The sequence below is a fragment of the Phyllobacterium trifolii genome (assembly GCF_014192095.1).
GTDB lineage: Bacteria > Pseudomonadota > Alphaproteobacteria > Rhizobiales > Rhizobiaceae > Phyllobacterium > Phyllobacterium trifolii.
Genome location: NZ_JACHXN010000009.1, coordinates 1 through 18,495, shown reverse-complemented (window position 1 = coordinate 18,495; position 18,495 = coordinate 1). Strand labels below are relative to the sequence as shown.

Here is an 18,495-nt window from a genome sequence, read left to right as displayed (position 1 = left end):
AATGCAACCTGTTGTCCATTTCAAGAATGTAAACAAGTTATACGGGGAATTACCAGCCGTGGAGAACCTCGACCTCGCTATCGAGCCCGGCCAGTTCGTCACTTTGCTCGGACCTTCCGGCTGCGGAAAGTCGACAACACTACGTATGCTTGGCGGCTTCGAGGACCTCACTTCCGGGGAGATCTACCTCGATGGCAAGCCGATCTCGCATTTGCCGCCGCACAAGCGCAACGTCAACATCGTCTTTCAGGATTATGCTCTTTTTCCGCACCTGACGGTCCGACGCAACATCGCCTTCGGGCTGGAGTTGAAGGGCATGGCGTCGGGGGCGATCCACAAGCGGGTCACCGAGCTGCTCTCTCTTGTCGCGCTTCAGGACTATGCCGAGCGGATGCCCGCGCAGCTTTCAGGTGGCCAGCGCCAGCGCGTTGCTCTGATGCGGGCGCTGGCACCGGATCCGAACGTGCTGTTGCTCGACGAGCCGCTCTCGGCGCTCGACGCGAAACTGCGCCAGCAGATGCAGATCGAGCTCAAAACCATTCAGCAGAGAACCGGTAAGACCTTCATCTTTGTAACCCACGACCAGGAGGAGGCCCTGACAATGTCCGACGTCATCGTGGTGATGAACAAGGGCAGGATCGAGCAGATAGGCAAGCCCTCCGAGCTCTATGCCCGACCGCATAGCCGCTTCGTTGCCGATTTCATCGGTCAGAGCAATTTGCTCGAATGCACCATCGTTTCCGTCGCGGGCACAGTCGGAACCTTCGACTGGCGGGGTAACGTCGTTCATGCCGACGTGATTGGTTCGACGGCGATGCCGGGCGCACACGCCACGCTGGCGCTCCGGCCCGAGACGCTCTACTGCCTGACGGCAAAGCCCGAGGGCCGGCTGGCACTTAAGGGGCGCATCGTCCATCGCGTCTTCAAGGGCGCCCATACTTCGATCACCGTAGCCCTCGAAAATGGCACGAGCCTCGTCGTCCAACTCGACCCGGTAGCGCTTTCGCATATTGAGGGTGACGCGGTCTGGGTGGGCTGGCGTGAGCGGGACGCCGTACTGCTGGCGAGCTGAACTGGAGACGGATCATGATCAACAACCAACAGCACCGGCTTGCCGACCTGAATGCTCGGGTGAAGGAGGATCTGAGTTGTCTGAACTTCCCGCCGACCAACTGGTCAATGCTTGTGACCACGGAAGAAGGTCATCCCGTCAGCGACGTTGTCGTCATCGGCGGCGGGATGTGCGGTCTCGTGGCATGGCACGCGTTGGCACGCGCCGGCATTGTAAATATGCGTATCGTCGACCGCGCGGCAAAAGGGTTCGAGGGACCATGGCTGACCTATGCGCGTATGGAAACCCTGCGCTCCCCGAAAACGCTGCTCGGCCCGGCCCTGGGCGTGGCATCACTCAGCTTTCGCGCCTGGTATACGGCGCTCTATGGCGAGGCCAAATGGGAGGAACTGTTTCGCATACCACGTCCGATGTGGATGGAATACCTGAAATGGTATCGCGAAATCATGGCGATACCCGTCGAGAACGACACCGATGTAACCCGGATTCTACCGCGCCCGGACGGTCTGCTGGAGCTCACAATTGGAAACGGCACGGAGCCGCCGATTTTCACCCGCAAACTGGTACTGGCCACTGGTCGCGACGGGCTTGGCGAGCCAACCATCCCGAATTTCGTCAAGGGCATGAAGCGACTTGAATCCTGGGCGCATTCGGCTGACGACATCGATTTCGAACGACTGAAGGGCAAGCGCATCATCGTCATCGGCGTCGGCGCTTCGGCGGTCGACAATGCGGCGGAAGCCTTGGAGCAAGGCGCGGGCGAGGTCCGTCTTCTTGCCCGACGCAAGGAAATGCCGACGATCAACAAGCTGATGGGCATCGGCTCCTATGGCGTAACCGCCGGCTTCGCGCAAATTTCGCCGGAATGGCGTTGGCGACTGATGGATTATGCTGCCAAGCAGCAGACGCCCGCGCCGCACAATTCGACGCTCCGCGTCAGCCAGCATCCGAACGGCTATTTCCATTTCGACTGCGGCATCCGTTCAATGAAGGAGGAGGGCGGTGAAGTCGTCATCACCACAATCAATGGCCGTATCTTCCGCACCGATTTCGTCATCCTCGGCACAGGCTTTTCCATTGATCCCATGAGTCGCAACGAACTTGCCCCCTATCAGGACAGAATTGCCTGCTGGGAAGACCGCTATACGCCGCCGCCTGGCGAAGGAAATGCCGAACTCGGGCGCTTCCCATGGCTTAACGACGATTTTTCCTTCACCGAACAGGAAGTCGGCACGGCACCATGGCTAAGAGACATCCATTGCTTCAACTACGCCGCATCGGTCAGCGTCGGCAAGGTCAGCGGTGACATTCCAGCTATCAGCGAGGGCGCACTGTGGCTGGCGCGCGGCGTCGCCGCTTCGCTATTCGTCCGCGACATCGACTACCATTGGGAAGCGCTGCTCGCCTATGAGAAGCCCGAACTCGACGGAACCGAATGGAGCGATGCCGACGCGCCGGCACCGGTACAGAAAACCGCCTGAACGCTGGCCAAACACGTCCACAAAACAGAGGATAAGCCATGACCACTCCATCGAACGTCGATGTGATCGACACTGTTCTCGGTCTTGACCGCTTCGCCGACCTCAAGAGCCTGCGGGAGCAGCGAGAGAAGCTGAAGCAACTGACCGAGACGAGTTATCAGGCTGCCCTTCGCCCCGCCGAGCCGCGCAACTTCTCCTATTCACTAAGAGCCGCATTGGCGGCCCGCATGGCAGCACTGTGGAAATCGCAGGAGCTTGTCGCCCACTACCACGCACTTCTAGAACGTGAAGAGCGCGGATCGGCACTCCGCGCAATTACCGCTCCCGGGTCCGCCGTGGCAGCGGGTGATCAACGCCTTGCAGCGATCCTCGCCCATATTGATCTGGTGACGCTTTCTCCGAAAGACGCTACGCGTGCCCACATCGAAAAGCTTACCGCCGCTGGCCTCGACGATCGGGACATCGTCACGCTCGCAGGCCTGATCGCCTACGTCAACTATCAGGTGCTGGTCGTTGCCGGCCTCAAGATGCTGAGGGATAACTGACATGTCGCAAGCGGTACACGAATTCACTGTCGACACCCTCGGCTGGAAACCCTATGTGAAGCCGGTCGACATGGAGAGGGCGACACCCGAGCAGCTTGACGCGCTGAAAATGACTCCGTCGAACAGGAAGGTTTCTGACTACGTATTGGTGCTTGCCAACGAGCCCGAAACTCTAAGGGAACGCACGCCACTATTCAACGATATCATGTATAGCGAGGGCGGGCTTTCGCGGGGTGGTCGCGAGATCGGCGCGCTCGCAGCCTCTTTCGTCAACCGCTGTATATACTGCGCCTCGGTGCATGCGGCCCGCTACATCCAACTCGAAAAGCGTCCGGAGGTAGTGGAAGAGATCTACAAGAACGGGCTCGACGCTGACCTGCCGGAGTTCGAGCAGGCACTATTTAACTTCGGCGTCGATCTGACGGCGCATCCCGATAAGGTCGGCACCTACCAATTCTACCATCTACGTGAGATCGGTATGAACGACCTCCAGATCATCGATCTTATCCACGCCGTCGCAATTTTTGGTTGGGCTAACCGGTTGATGCACACGCTCGGCGAGCCGCACAGGCTGGACTGAGCCAAAGCGAAGTACACTCACAGTGCGGGCTGTTTCATCCCGTTGAACTGCCTGTGTCTTGCGCTCCTCAGGGTCAATGAACTGTGTCCGCTTATTCAGGAATGTGCCCCTTCCTGTTCACATGCTCGGTAGAGGGCATCGACAGCCATCTGGATGTCCACCAGATTCCTGAGCGGTCCAGGATTTGCACCGTTGTGTGCGATCGGCAGAATTTCCTGGCGACGCGAGGAAATCAGTTTCTTTATCGCCGCGTCGATTTCTTTGATTTGCAGTCTCGCCGGCAACTGCACGTACGGAGCAGTTACCTTCGAGCGTCTGCCGGTCAAACCATCTCGACTCAGTGTCGGTTATCCAAGACCATAGTCAGAGCATCCAATTATCGTTTCCCGCAAAGCATCAGCCGTCGCCGTCCTAAACGTGCCTCCTGTTGACCTCACTGGAAATACTGAAAGCGCAAGATTAAAACGGGGCTTGCAATGACTATCGCCGTCACCAGAAACATTCCTATGAGGGCTACCGTCGCCATTTGTCCCGAGAAACGATGGCCGAGAAGATAAAGTTCGCGATTTTTTGGCCGAATCATATCCACCTCCGTTAGCCGGTTGCCACTTGACTGGCTTCCATGCTTGGCTGAAACGATGCAACTACCTACTTAGTTGCAGCAGCGGGGCATTTGACGAATCCGGCTGCAAAAGTCTCGTCTTGGGGTAATCCAAAATCTTATGTTTGAATTGCTGGTCGTCGGTTTTCTTATTCTCCTGAACGGAGTGTTCGCACTATCTGAACTTGCGGTGGTATCGGCGCGTAAAGCCCGACTGGAGATGTTGCTCGATCGCGGTGTCGCGGGAGCAAGCGCGGCCATTGCGCTTTCGGAGAATCCGGGGAAGTTTCTATCAACAGTTCAAATCGGCATCACACTCGTCGGTATCATCGCGGGTGCGTTTTCCTTGGGTCGCGTATGAGCGTATTCCTGGCTGGTGTCGGCGTGCGCGCCGATATCGCCGATGTCGCAGGGTACATTCTCGTGATCGGTATCATCACCTATCTTTCGGTAATCATCGGCGAACTTGTTCCCAAACATCTGGCATTGAAGAACCCGGAGCGCATTGCCTGCTTCATCGCCCGCCCCATGAACGTCCTATCGCTCGTCGCTGCGCCGGCCGTATGGGCCCTGGTTGCGTCGACGCGCGGTGTGTTCAGGCTCCTTGGCATATCGACTGCTTCCGAAAGCGCCATAACCGATGAGGAAATCCTGACGATTGTTGCAGAGGCGGGCAGCACAGGCGTGATCGAGGAAGCAGAACGCTCCATGATATCCGGTGTCATCAGGCTCGGCGACCGCAGCGTGCGCGCTGTGATGACGCCGCGGACCGAAGTCGAGATGGTCGATGTGGGCGAAGATGCGGTCTCATTGAAACGTAAACTCATCACAGCCAACCACTCCTGTCTCCCGGCGTTTGACGGTGATCGCGACAACGTCGTCGGCGTCATAATGCTCCGGGATATGATTGAGCCGATGCTTGCATCCTCGGCGGTGGCCATCCGCGACCACGTGCGCCATGCTCCGATCATTCCCGACACGATGGATGCCTTGGCGGCGCTCAAGGTCTTGCGAAACGCCGATGTGCCAATGGCGCTCGTGCATGACGAATATGGTCACTTTGACGGACTTTTGACCCCCGGCGATATTCTTGACGCGATTGCAGGTGCGTTCCGCTCGGATGAGGATCAGTCGGAGAATGAGGCGGTGCGGCGGGAGGACGGATCTTGGCTTCTTGCGGGTTGGATGCCGGCCGATGAAATGGCGGATTTGCTTGGTATCGACCTGCCGGAACACCGCCATTACGAGACGGTAGCGGGCTTTGTGATCGATCACTTTGAAAGGATTCCCGTAACGGGAGAGGCGATAGAAATCGAGAACTGGCGATTCGAGGTCGTCGACCTTGATCACCGCCGCGTCGACAAAGTCTTGGCGTCCCGCTTGTAGCCAGGTCGGGTCTAAAGTTAGGAGATCAGCGCCGCGAACAAAAGCAGCATTGATACGCGCAGATAGTACGAACTCGGACGAGCCTTCGCTGACAAAAACTGGGACGACAGCTATCGCAGGCACTTGGTTTCTCCAAATCCGTGAAGTGCCTAGTTCGAGAATTGACTTGAGGACATTTGGGTGGAATCCGCCCCAGATATTCTCGATATGTGGCGAGAGTGTTAGATCTCTGTCAGAGAAATCTCGCACCACAATGGACGGAGTTCATGGGCGAACTGATGATGGCTGTCACCGCGGCCATCCCATGACAAGCGACGATCTTCTTCCGCTTCTTAGCCGCCGCCCACATCGGCGGCCTGATCGATGATCGGGCGCTGTTCATTTAAGATTTCGCTGAGCGGCAACGATTTCGCGACCTCTTCCGGCCGTGCGACATGCAATTCGGCGAGATACCAACCGGTCTCCTCTGCCCCGGTGGCATTGATGCCCAACCGGCTAAGGTTATCGAGCACGTGCTGCCGTTCTTCGGTGGAAGCGAATCGGCGCTGCGGAAACAGGCCTTCCAGCTTTTCCGTGACATATCCATGCCGGCTGAGCATTTCTTCGGCGGCACCGAAATCGAACATGCGCAGCACGAAATGCGCCATCCAGGGGCGGCTGTCGAGGCTCGCCTCCAGGAGCCGTTCCAGTGAAATCTCGGTAACATAGCCGACGCATCCCGTCGAAACGATAAGGTCGGCGTTTTCGATCGCCGCGACATCTCGTGCCGTCGGTTCGCTGTTCTCGAGGTTGGTTGCAACGCCCGCATCGAGCAGGCCCGCGTCGACCGCATAGGACACTGCGCGATCGGCCGGATCGACGCCAACCATTTCGAGTGCTGCATCCACCGGATTGGCGTAACGGTCACGGTCTTGCTGAAGAAGATTAACAGGATCGTCGGCCTCCGCTGATTCATAGATCTGGTAGAGTTCATCCATTGACAGTCCGTGCTTGAGAAGTGCGCCATTGACCCCATAAGAGCAACCAAGGTCGACCACTTTGGATGGTTCGGTTTCGGTGGCGCTGCGCCGTGCTTCAATCAACCGTTGAAATCGAGGTTTCGCGTCTTGAGGAATTCGATAGCCGAGGCGAGATAAAGTTGAAAAGTACGTCGTCGGCTCAGGATTATTGTAAATATTGTTCAAGTTTATCTTGCCTGCTGCGTCGTAGCTAAGATCTTCCAACGTATCACCTCATCTTTTCTGAGCAAAAAATATGCATCGATCGCACAGGGAGTGCGAGTCGGTTACTTTTCGTTTGGGATATATTCTAGTATCACATGCACTCCGGGCATTGAACCCATGACGCGGAGTTTTTTGTTCTCAGCTTCGTGCAAATGATCATTGGCGAAGTTGATGGCCGATTACCCACGCGCCGCAATGATGCTATCGTTGAGTCATGTATGTTTTAAAGTCCGGGATCAAGAAAAACCCCGAAAAACGATGGGTGCTTCCAGACCGCATCTTCTTCGGTTACGGCGCGTGTCACATCCTTGCGGGTGCCTTCCTTGAGCGCCCCCCTTTCGAAGGATTTTATGGGGAGCGGATTGTTCCAGACGAAGGTTTCTGGGGGAACCACATCTACGTGACGGATGGCGTCATCGCCTTCGACTATCATGGTTACTCTGCTCGTGAACGTCTTTTGGGACATCACAGGAAAGGATGGTCGTCGCAGAGTTCGGGTTGGGACTGCACAATCGAGAAAGTTGATTTCGATTTGCTCGATACAGCCGAGTTGAACCAGCGCAAGATGTTGGGTCCGGATCAATATTTGCACGATCCCATCTCTCGCGCTCGCCGGTTCATCAAGCGCATAGACCACGCGGAGGCTGCGAAGAGGGCCCTCAGAACTACCTTGAGCTTGGCGGTTGGCTAAGAACAAATCCAGCTACAGCAGTTTCATCGAATTGAGCCCTTCGACAGCACGTCGTCACAAGCGGATCGAGCGGTCCTTGGAAAAGACGACAATCATGGGGTAGTATGGGCGACTATCGTTAGGATCACGAACATGGCAGCTGAATGGATTTCACGACTGAAGTGGCATGCCGACCTGATTGAGAAACTTGTCCAGGAAGTTCCCAAGGCACTAGCACGTCCAAGCCTCACCCTGGAGCAAGCAGAGCGACTGCACGCTGTCATCGAAAAAGGTGCTCACAACTTCGACGAGCTTCTGCACATCATGGATCAAACGGATGTCGATGAGCAATATCGCGAAACTGCGGAGAACCTGGCCCGCACTTGGCAACGTCTGAGTAATGAGGCTGAAGATAAAGTGCGGTCGATGATCGCGTCCGACCAGACTCCTGAGTATGAGGAAGAGACGTCGCCTGAACTCAACGAAAATGATGACGGAGACTGGGCGGATATCGTCCATCGGGACAAAACATAGATCATGAAACGGTGATCAACGTTAGCTTCTACATACGTCTGGCAATGTTCTCGATCTGTGCTTTCAAAATCGCATAATGGTCGAATTGGGACTACGAGAAGCGATAACTCGTGAATTCCCAGTTGATATCCTTTCAAGACGTTCCAAGTCTCTCGGTATCAAATATTCGATTTAACTTCGAAACTTGGAAACACGTCTTCGCCATAGTGATGAAGACGAGTGTGATGTCGCCGGCATAGCCAACGGACTTGAAGTGGTTCCTCGTATCGATCGTGATGAGCGTCGACTGCTTCAATACCGCAGACTTCGCAGGCGTGTCTCTCCAATGTCCAGCTTTCAGCGCTCTTTGCACCGCCAAATGGGCATCATATTTTTTCGGGTTCGCACGACGGTCGACGGGGCGACAAGCCTCATGAACTTGAGGCATATCGGACAGGAGTTCTCAAGCTTTATCAACTCGACGTTTATGATCGCATCGTCAAGCCGATGAGCAATGCGGCTTCGGTTTCCTTGCGCGCCAAAATTTGGCGGCACCTATTACGGAGAAACATTTTCGGCAAAAATCGCCCACACCAGAGTCTGGGTCTGCCGACAGGGAGTTTGGACAGTGACTTCGACGCATTATTCCCTGATAACGATTTAATCGGCAATCACTCACGGCATCTCTCATGGATTTTGCATGTGTTTTTTTGGAGGCTCGTGCGCTTGGGGTGCCAAATCGCACTTCTACTGTTTCAGGTCGGTATCAGCCCGATCTTCTTCATCATTGTCATTTAGTTGATGCAATCGGCCCTCGCCAACATGTTCGGCAGGTTGATCCGGCAGAACGTAGACCATCGACAGCTCCCTGTGGTTAACCTTCAAGAAATGGTATCCAGGCATGGCAAACGCCAATCACGAACTCGGCAACAATTCCACCGCGGCCCGATTGCCACACACTTCCTCATACTCTCCAAGTGGGCGTTGCGCTCGCAACATTACGGAAGTGTTTAAGATTCCGGAGGAAGTATGGCTCGCCGTAAACCGGGAAGGTGGAGGCTGCCTGTGAATAAAATTCTGGCCCGGGATGGAGATTGAGAAGACCAGATTGCGAATTGGTTCCTTCGCCCAATTTGTTTGGCGAAAGTGCCATGCGCATCTTGAGCGCGTTCACGCTAGGGCCTTAGGTCCTAATCCCACCCGTGACCTAAGTGCTCTCACATGACGTGACCTTCCGAACTATCAAGTTCGCTTCCCCCCTTACATTATCCGACCATCGAAACTCGTGCCGAAGTTATTTTGAACCAGTTTGTCCCTTTGTTCTGGGAGCGGTCAAGAGAAGCCAAGTTGAGGGTCAAAGTAAATGCGTCGGCATGAGCAGACGTAAGGCGGAAACATCGTCCGACGCGACGATTTCTTGTGTCTAATGGGAGAGTAACATGGTCAGCTATATTCGTTCGGATCTGGATTTCATCCTGGCGCAAATCAAAATTGCCGAGGCACATGCCGCTGGCCAACCGCTATATGGACCAGGTGGTTTGATTCCTACCTATAATCTGGCCTGGGGCCTTCGCACCGTGAACGGAGAATACAACAACCTGCTCCACCCGGAATGGGGTTCGGCTGACAATCCTTTCCCAGAGCCCCTCGGGACCGATTATCGCCCAGCGGAGGGAACGCCTCTCGACATGGACGGCCCTGGTCCGGCACCCGCGATACCGACCGCGCCGAACTACAACCCGTCGAACAACCCCGGCTCGATTGTTGTCGACGGCAGCCTGCGCACGATCTCAAACCTGCTGGTTGATCAGACGCTGGACAACCCTGCAGCCATCATGGTCGCTCTACAGCGCGCAGGGGTTACCCCGCCAGTCGGTACGACTCTGCTTCAGGTCGCTGCGACCATCAAGGCAGCTTACCAGCCGGTAAAGCCGTTCGTCGAAATCGCGGAAGCGGCTCATCTCGCAGATGTCAGTGCGCAGCGTACCCTGGTTGCTGCGCAGGAAGCCTTACCACCAGTACAGGCAGATATAGACGCTGCCCAAGCCGCTGCTGATGCGACCGCGGCCGCCTCCGCGCTGGCAGACGCCAACCTCGCGGCCGCTCGCGGTCCGCTCGATGCTCTGCTTGAGGCGAACGGCATTGCCATGGATGGCGACAACATCTCGCTGCCCAATGTTGCGCCCGATGAAGGTCTTTCGGCGTCCTTCAATTCGTGGTTCACACTGTTCGGCCAGTTCTTCGACCACGGGCTCGATCTCGTCGGCAAGGGCGGCAGCGGTACGGTGTTCATTCCGCTCCAGCCCGATGATCCGCTTTACGATCCCACGAGCCCGACCAACTTCATGGTGCTAACCCGCGCTACCGTCGGCGCAGGGCCAGACAATACTATGGGCACCGCGGACGACATCCGCCCGATCAACACCACGACGCCCTTCGTCGACCAGAACCAGACCTATACGTCGCACGCATCGCATCAGGTGTTCTTGCGCGAATACGCTATGGTTGACGGCAGACCACAGGCGACCGGCGGCTTGCTCGACGGGACCAATGGCGGCCTGCCAACCTGGGGTGAGATCAAGGCTCAGGCCCGGGCTATGCTGGGCATCGACCTGACCGACTATCACGTCGGCAATCTGCCGCTGCTCGCCACCGACGAATATGGCAACTTCATCCCAAATCCTACTACCGGCTTCCCGCAAGTCGTCATGGCTCCGGACGCCACTCACCCAGCTCCGTGGCTTGCATCGGGCACGCCTGGTGCGCCGCTGAGCATGGTAACCGTAACGGATCCTGACAATAATCCCGCTACGCCTCCGGTAGTTACTCACCTTGCAGTCCGTACCGGACACGCGTTCCTCGATGACATCGCGCACACTGCGGTGCCGGTCGGTAAGATCGCCGACGGCGATATCGAGGTGGGTCTCGCCAACCCTGCGAACGGCACCACGGAATACGACAACGAACTCCTTGACGCGCATTTCGTCACCGGGGACGGCCGCGGCAACGAGAACATCGGCTTGACCACGGTCCATCATGTGTTCCATTCGGAGCACAACCGGTTGCTTGAGCATACCAAGACGACGACACTCGAGACCCGCGACGTCGCTTTCGTCAACGAATGGCTCGATGTGCCATTAACTGCTGCGCAGGTGACGACGCTTACCACCGGTGATCCCGCGGCGCTCGCAACGCTGGGCACTCAACTCAATTGGGACGGCGAGCGCCTGTTCCAAGCCGCCAAGTTCGGCACGGAAATGCAGTATCAGCACCTCGTCTTCGAGGAGTTTGCCCGCAAGATCCAGCCGAACATCAACGTTTTCCTGGTACCGGACGGTTACGATGTAACCATCGATCCGACCATCGTTGCGGAGTTCGCGCACGTCGTCTATCGCTTCGGCCACTCAATGCTGACCGAGTCGATCGATCGCTTCGACCCGACCTTCACGGCTGACCACATCGGGCTCATCGAGGGCTTCCTCAATCCGCTCGAGTTCGCCTCCCTTCCGGCGGAGGAGATGGCCGGCTCGATCATTCGCGGCATGACCCGCCAGGTGGGCAACCACATCGACGAATTCGTCACCAGCGCTCTGCGTAACAACCTGCTCGGATTACCGCTCGATCTTGCGACCATCAACCTGGCGCGCGGCCGTGACACGGGCGTTCCGTCACTCAATGAGGCGCGGGCTCAATTCTATGAGGCGACCGACCAGAATTCGCTGCTCAAGCCCTATGAAAGCTGGGTAGATTTCGCTGGCCACCTGAAAAACGAGGCTTCGATCATCAATTTCATCGCCGCTTACGGCACCCATGAATCGATCGTAAACGCCACAACGATCGAAGCGAAGCGTGACGCGGCATTTGCGCTGATCGGCCTCAGCGCGCCTACAGACACCGACCCGGCGGTGATCGGCAATGCAGGTTTCGAGAGCGATTCTCTCGTATCCGGCCAGTCTGGCGTTTTCGACGATCCGCGTGGAAACTATACAATGACAGCCCCGACCGGCTGGACGATGACTGGGACCGGCGGTCTCTTCGCGCCGGTTGCCACTATTGTTAACCCGGCCGGCCTGCAAGGAACGAACGTTGCCTGGTTGGGCCAGGACGGTTTGCTTTCGCAGGTGACCGGAGAGACGCTTGAAGCCGGAGTAAGCTACCGCCTCAGCCTTGATATCGGTGATCGAACCGACGGAGCGTTTCCGGGTGGCGTAGTGCGCCTTATCTCAAGCGATGGAACGATACTGGCGACGCAGGTGCTTGCGGCGCCTGCCGATGGCCAATGGTCAGCGGTGACGATCGAAACAGGTCCGATCGCGGCTGGCCTTCTGGTCGGGCAAGGCCTGAGGATTGAGATCCAGCAGACCGGCGGCACCGCTGACCAGATGCTTGTTGATGATATTCATCTCGACGTAGTGCGGCCCACGGCTGCTCTGGACGAAGAGGACCGGTTGGCCTTCCTGAACGGTACCGGAGCCTATGCTACAGATCTCGGCGGCCTGAACAATGTCGATCTTTGGATCGGGGGACTCGCTGAAGAAACCATGCCGTTTGGCGGAATGCTCGGTTCGACTTTCAACTTCGTTTTCGAGACTCAGATGGAGCGCTTGCAAAATGGCGATCGTTTCTACTACCTCCAGCGGCTCGACGGGCTTCATCTCTTCGGCGAAATGGAGGCCAATTCTTTCGCTGCCATGATCATGCGCAATACCGATGCGACACATCTGCCGTCAGATGTGTTCTCTACACCTGGCCTGATCCTCGAAATTGACCGCACCAAGCAGTATAATCCAGACCTCGGCGCGGCAGGCGCAGATGGCATCCTGGTCGACGATCCAACCACCACAACAGTGAACGAAGCTGCCGACAATCGAACTGGCGTCGATGGCATCGCAGGGACCGCTGACGACCATCTCGGCAATGATCCGCTTGGTGGCGGTATCCTCACACCACTTGTCATCCGCAACAATCCCGCGACCACCGGCGCCGACACCAACTATCTGCGCTACACTGGTGACGAGCACGTCGTGCTCGGCGGCACTGATGTCGGTAACGCATTCAACCCAAGCGGCAACGACATCCTGATTGCCAGTATCGGCGACGATACGCTGTTCGGCGATAGCGGTAACGACCGGCTGGAAGGCGGTTTCGGCAACGACATCATCAATGGCGGCGACGGCGACGATATCATCCGCGACACCGGCGGCGATGACAACATCAAGGGCGGGGCTGGTCATGACGTGATTCATGCCGGACCGGGTCTTGACCTGGTTCTCGGCGGCGACGGTCAGGACTTCGTGATCCTCGGTACCGATATGGGCTCAGAAGTCTTCGGTGGTACTGGTAACGACTTCATCCTCGGTAACAAGAACGCCGAACGCATCCTTGGCAATGAAGGTGACGATTGGCTCGAGACCGGCACATTCGACGGTGCCCCTGGCGACAACTTCGATGAAATCTTCGCCCATGATGGCATCGACGGGAACGACGTGTTCCTCGGGGATGGCGGCTTTGACGAGTTCATCGGCGAAGGCGGTGACGATATCTTTGTCGGCAGCCCGGGCCGCGGCAAGATGGCCGGCATGTCCGGCTTCGACTGGGCGACCTATAAGGACAACGTGAGCGGCGTAAACGCCGATCTTTCGATCCCGATTATCTTTGACGAAGCCCCGACTCTCCCTGAGAATGCTGCACTCGATGAATTCGAGTCGGTCCAAGGTCTCTCCGGTACCCGCTTCAACGACGTGCTCCATGGCTCCAACGAGGACGCGACCACCATGCTGCCGCTCGCGCAGGGCGGTTCAACCGGCTATCTCGGTAGTGCCCTCGACGCACAGGGCATCGCGCTTATTGCCGGGTTGGACGCTGTAGTTGGCGCTGGCGTTACCTCCTTCGCCGCCGGTGACATCATCCTAGGTGGCGACGGCAGCGACATGATCCAGGGCAATGCCGGCGACGATATCATCGATGGTGACAAATGGCTCAATGTGCGTATTAGTGTCCGCACCAGTGTCGGCCCCAACGGCGGCACCGGACCCGAGCTCTACACCGCCAGCGGCATGAACGGCCCTGTCACGGTCGGCGGTATAACCAAACCGCTGAGCGCGTGGATGCTCGAAGGCACGTTCAATCCTGGCCAGTTAGTGATTGTCCGTGAAATCCTCTCCGACACGACGGCCGGAGATATCGATACGGCGGCCTTCCAGGGAGCACGGGGCGAATACGCCTTCTCCGCCACCGCGGACGGGCAGGTCATCGTCACGCATGCGATCGAGGACGCTCTCGACGGCAGCGACCGTCTGCGCAATATTGAACGTGTCCAGTTTGCCACTGGGAATGCGCTCAATATTATCGTCGGCACGCCCGGCAACGATGTGCCGCTCAACGGAACAGCGCAGGACGATCTCATCCTTGGTCTCGCCGGAGCGGATACGCTTAATGGCTTGGCCGGCGATGACATCCTCGTCGGCGGCGCCGACGGTTCGACCTCAACGTCGACGGCGGGCTCTTATGCGGACAACTTCAATACCAACAGCTTCGGTAATTCCACCGGCATCACCAATTGGGGACCGGACTGGGCCGAGACCGGCGACAATAACAATCCAAGCAACGGTCAGATCCAGATCGACGACGACGTCGCCAATGTCCTCGCCTTCGTCACGGGCGACGGCGCGCAAATCCAGCGGACCGTCAACCTCGCCAATGCCGCGACCGCCAGCCTGAGTTATTCAATCAATGAATTGGGACTGGATGCGAGTGACGATTCTATCACGGTGTTCTTCTCTCGTGATGGGGTGAACTTCGTTCAGGTCGACGAAATAATCAGCACAACGAACACTGTAGCCCTTCGTAATATCGATCTAACGCTGGTCGGCACCGGTCCATTCACGGCAAACGCCGCGATACGCTTTGTTGCCTCGAGCTTCGAAGCCGGTGATAGTGTCAACATCGACAATCTCGTTGTCAACTTCACAACTGTCACCATCAACACGGCCGGGGACACGTTGAATGGCGGCCTTGGAAACGACACCTACTCGTTTACCCTTGGCGACGGCAGCGACATCATCAACGAGGCCGTCAATGCCACCAGCGGCGGCACTGCGGATCGCATCTCGATCCTGGCGCCGAGCACAGGGATTGATCCAGAGACCGGCCTGCCGATCTTGACGATCAACAGTCTCTCGATGGCCGACAGCAGCACTACTAACGACGCAGGCAGTTTGGTGATCACGTACGGCCTGCCGAGTGGCGCTACCACGGTTGCGCAGCAGATCACCGTGAACGATCACTTCGCGGGCGCCAATGCCCAAACCGGCGTCGAGCTCATCAACTTCAACGGAGCCGTCTATCAGGGCTATGCTCTCGGCGCCGCTGACTACCTAATCAGCCGCGAAGAGGGCAACGCCAACCTGTCGGCATCGACGGCGAACAACGTGATTGTTGGCGAAAGTAGCGCCGACGATATTACCGGCGGCCTCGGCAACGACCTAATCTTCGGCGCCGCCGGCGACAACGATCTTGTCGGCGGTGACGGTGACGATCTGCTGGTCGGCGGTACCGGCGCAGGTGACGACGACGAGCTCGACTCTCGACTCAACGCCGCTGGCGACGATTTCGCGGGGGCGCTCGGAGCCGACACGATGATCGGTGGCGCCGGCGACGACACTTACGGCATCGACGATCTGCTTGACGTCGTGGTGGAGGCCGCCGGCGAAGGTACCGATGAAGTCCAGACCTTCCTGGCTACACTGTCCATCGAGACCATGGCCAATGTCGAGAACCTCACTTACATGGGCGTTGACGCTGACCAGTTCGTCGGTACCGGTAATGCGGGAAACAACGTCATTTCCGGCGGCCAGCTGGCTGACACGCTGAGTGGCCTTGCCGGCAACGACACGCTGGATGGCGATCTCGGTGCTGACACCATGATCGGCGGCGACGGAAACGACGTCTACGTCGTTGATGAAGCCGGCGACGTGGTGACAGAAACCAACGCCGACCTCGTGACAGGCGGTACCGACCGCGTCGAGTCCGATATCGATTACACACTCGCTGCCAACCTCGAGAACCTCGATCTCAACGGAACTGCGGTGGTGGGTCGCGGAAACGCGCTCAACAACGTCATCAATGGTAACGGTCAGGCCAACCAGCTCTTCGGCGGCACGGGTAACGACACTCTTGCCGGCGACGACGGAAACGACCTGCTCGATGGCGGCTCCGGCAACGACACGCTCAATGGTGGCGACGACAACGACACGATCATCGGTGGGGCTGGCGACGATACCATCGACGTTGGTGGCGGTGTGAACACCATCATCTACAACTCCGTGGGCTTTGGCGCCGATGTCATCAACAGCTTCGACGCCGCAGGCGGAACGCCTGCCAGCCAGGACCGAATCGATCTCAGTGGGCTAGGTGTCACGGCGGCGAACTTCAGCCAACGCGTCTTCGAGTCTCAGGTCGGTGGCAACAGCATCATTACTATTCGGGAAAATGGTGCAGCTTCTGCGATCCAGGGCACAATCCAGATCAACGGCGTCACCAATGCGAACATCGACGCCACTGATTTCACCCTCGCGGCGGCGGCGCCGACGGTACCGGTTGCCGGCGCAACCAACGGCAATAACACCATCAACGGAACTGCCGCAGACAATTTAATAAATGGTCTTGGCGGGAACGATACGCTCAATGGTCTTGGCGGTAACGATGTCATCAACGGCGGCGAGGGCGCAGACACCCTAAACGGCGGCGACGGCAACGACACCCTCTCCGGCGGGATCGGCAGCGACGCTGGCTCCGCAGTCGACAACTTCGGCACGGCGGTTTACACCAATAGCAACGGGACTATCCCGTTTGCCGGTGGCTGGACTGAATCCGGAGCAGGTGAGGCGACCAGCCCGACGGCTGGCGACATCCAGATCGCGGGCGGCCGTCTGCGGTTCGGCGAAGGCATCGATGGCGACGAGATCATCCAGCGTTCGATCAACCTTGCTGGTGCAACCGCTGCATCGCTGTCCTTCACCTACGAAGGTGATGACCTCGACGCCGGTGAAAGCGTCGCTGTCGAGGCCTTCAACGGGACCATCTGGCAGCTTCTGGGTACGCTGGGTGGAGACACCAACGGCAACGCCAACTTCACTGCGCCGCTGACCGCCGCTCACACCGCCATCCGGCTGCGTGCGATCGGCACCTACGAGGGCGGCGAGAACTTCTATGTCGACAACCTAACGGTGAACGCGACGATCCCAGGCCTCAATGCCGGTGTCGACACCATCAACGGCGGTGCCGGGGACGACACCATAATCTGGAACGCCAATCCTTCTGGCGCCACAGACGGCCGTGACATCGTCGATGGCGGAACTGAGGGTGCAGCTGGGGACACGTTCGTCGTCAATGGCAATGCCTCTGTCGAGACGTTCCGGATCTACGCAATGACGGGAGGCCAGAACTCGGCACTGGCCACCTTGCTCGGGACGACCTTCGCAGCCGGCACCGAGATCGTCATCACGCGGACTGTCGGAACGACGACGACCGTCGTGGCCGAACTCTCCGAGATCGAGGAAATCCGCGTCAATGGTGCTGATCCATCTGCGAACGGAACTTCGGGCGGTGACAGTTTTCAGGTTATCGGTGACTTCTCGGCGACCAGCCTGCGTCTCAACACCATCACCATCGATGGCGATGCAGGCGACGATACGATCGATATCTCCTCACTGAACTCGGCGCACCGCATCGTTTTCAAGTCCAATGGCGGTAATGACACCATCATAGGAACACTGCGTCCGCAGGATGTGGTCGAGTTGCCGGACGGGTCTACCGTTGCTGATTACGAAGTGACGATCGAAGATGGTGTCACGACGATGACTAACGGCACGCATACCATCAAATTTACTGCCCCAGACGGTATGCCGCAGATCGGCGGGGATCCAGTTGACGATGAGGATGATGAAGAAGAGACGGAACTGCCCGGCGGTGACGGCGGTACTGATGATGATGACGATGTTCCAACACCAGAAACAGGTTCGGACTCTCCAGGGGCTCCGGTTGTGGGTACAGCCAATGCCGACGTTCTGCTTGGCACTGCCAATGGCGAAACGATCATCGCGCTCGGCGGCAGTGACACGGTCATGGGTGGTGCGGGAGCGGATGTCATCCGCGGCGATGAAGGCGACGACTTCATCAGTGCACAGGACGGCGATGACATGGCTTTCGGCGGTGCTGGTAGCGATGATGTTCTCGGCGGGGCTGGCAACGACATGCTCTACGGCGATGCCGGATCAGACCGCATCTTCGGCGATGCTGGAAACGATCTGATCAACACCGGTTCCGGCGACGACACCGCGCATGGTGGAGATGGCAACGACATGTTCGTCGCTGAAGCCAGCGACGGGAATGACAACTACTACGGCGATGCCGGCAGCGATACG

At 57.8% G+C, this 18,495-nt stretch carries 9 protein-coding genes and 2 pseudogenes; 8 read left to right on the top strand and 3 right to left on the bottom strand.

The window, feature by feature from the left end; translation table 11 throughout:
* Position 1: 1 nt before the first annotated feature.
* From FHS21_RS14735 to FHS21_RS14720, 4 genes are read left to right on the top strand one after another with little or no spacing between them, the layout of a single operon-like run.
* Entirely contained in the window at positions 2-1,072 is a 1,071-nt protein-coding gene (locus FHS21_RS14735; protein ID WP_183662426.1) for an ABC transporter ATP-binding protein, read from the top strand.
* Positions 1,073-1,086: 14 nt separating this feature from the next.
* A complete protein-coding gene (locus FHS21_RS14730; RefSeq protein ID WP_183662424.1) occupies positions 1,087-2,553 on the top strand; it encodes an NAD(P)-binding domain-containing protein in 1,467 nt (488 codons plus the stop codon).
* Positions 2,554-2,591: 38 nt separating this feature from the next.
* Entirely contained in the window at positions 2,592-3,098 is a 507-nt protein-coding gene (locus tag FHS21_RS14725; protein WP_183662422.1) for a CMD domain-containing protein, read from the top strand.
* Position 3,099: 1 nt separating this feature from the next.
* Entirely contained in the window at positions 3,100-3,678 is a 579-nt protein-coding gene (locus tag FHS21_RS14720; RefSeq protein WP_183662420.1) for a peroxidase-related enzyme, read from the top strand.
* Between the two features lie 433 nt (positions 3,679-4,111).
* Here FHS21_RS14720 and FHS21_RS14715 read toward each other — a convergent pair whose 3' ends face one another.
* Positions 4,112-4,261 (bottom strand): hypothetical protein, encoded by a 150-nt coding sequence (locus FHS21_RS14715; RefSeq protein WP_183662418.1) that lies wholly within the window; start codon positions 4,259-4,261, stop codon positions 4,112-4,114.
* A 139-nt stretch (positions 4,262-4,400) separates the two neighbouring features.
* On the opposite strand from FHS21_RS14715, the pseudogene FHS21_RS14710 reads away from it, so the two are divergent.
* Positions 4,401-5,665: pseudogene (locus FHS21_RS14710) on the top strand (hemolysin family protein).
* A 332-nt stretch (positions 5,666-5,997) separates the two neighbouring features.
* On the opposite strand, the gene FHS21_RS14705 reads toward FHS21_RS14710, so the two are convergent.
* Complete coding sequence (locus FHS21_RS14705; protein WP_183662416.1) at positions 5,998-6,642, bottom strand: class I SAM-dependent methyltransferase; 645 nt, start codon at positions 6,640-6,642, stop codon at positions 5,998-6,000.
* A 460-nt stretch (positions 6,643-7,102) separates the two neighbouring features.
* Between FHS21_RS14705 and FHS21_RS30690 the strand changes: the two genes are divergently transcribed.
* Positions 7,103-7,579, top strand: a complete 477-nt coding sequence (locus FHS21_RS30690) for a hypothetical protein (RefSeq protein ID WP_246411043.1) — start codon at positions 7,103-7,105, stop codon at positions 7,577-7,579.
* Between the two features lie 132 nt (positions 7,580-7,711).
* The gene (locus tag FHS21_RS14695; RefSeq protein ID WP_183662412.1) at positions 7,712-8,092 is read left to right on the top strand and encodes a hypothetical protein; all 381 of its coding nucleotides are present in this window, start codon (positions 7,712-7,714) and stop codon (positions 8,090-8,092) included.
* 158 nt (positions 8,093-8,250) lie between these two features.
* Here FHS21_RS14695 and FHS21_RS14690 read toward each other — a convergent pair.
* Positions 8,251-8,519: pseudogene (locus FHS21_RS14690) on the bottom strand (hypothetical protein).
* Positions 8,520-9,510: 991 nt separating this feature from the next.
* Here FHS21_RS14690 and FHS21_RS14685 point away from each other — a divergent pair.
* A partial coding sequence (locus FHS21_RS14685; protein ID WP_281386099.1) for a peroxidase family protein occupies positions 9,511-18,495 on the top strand: 8,985 nt, incomplete at its 3' end.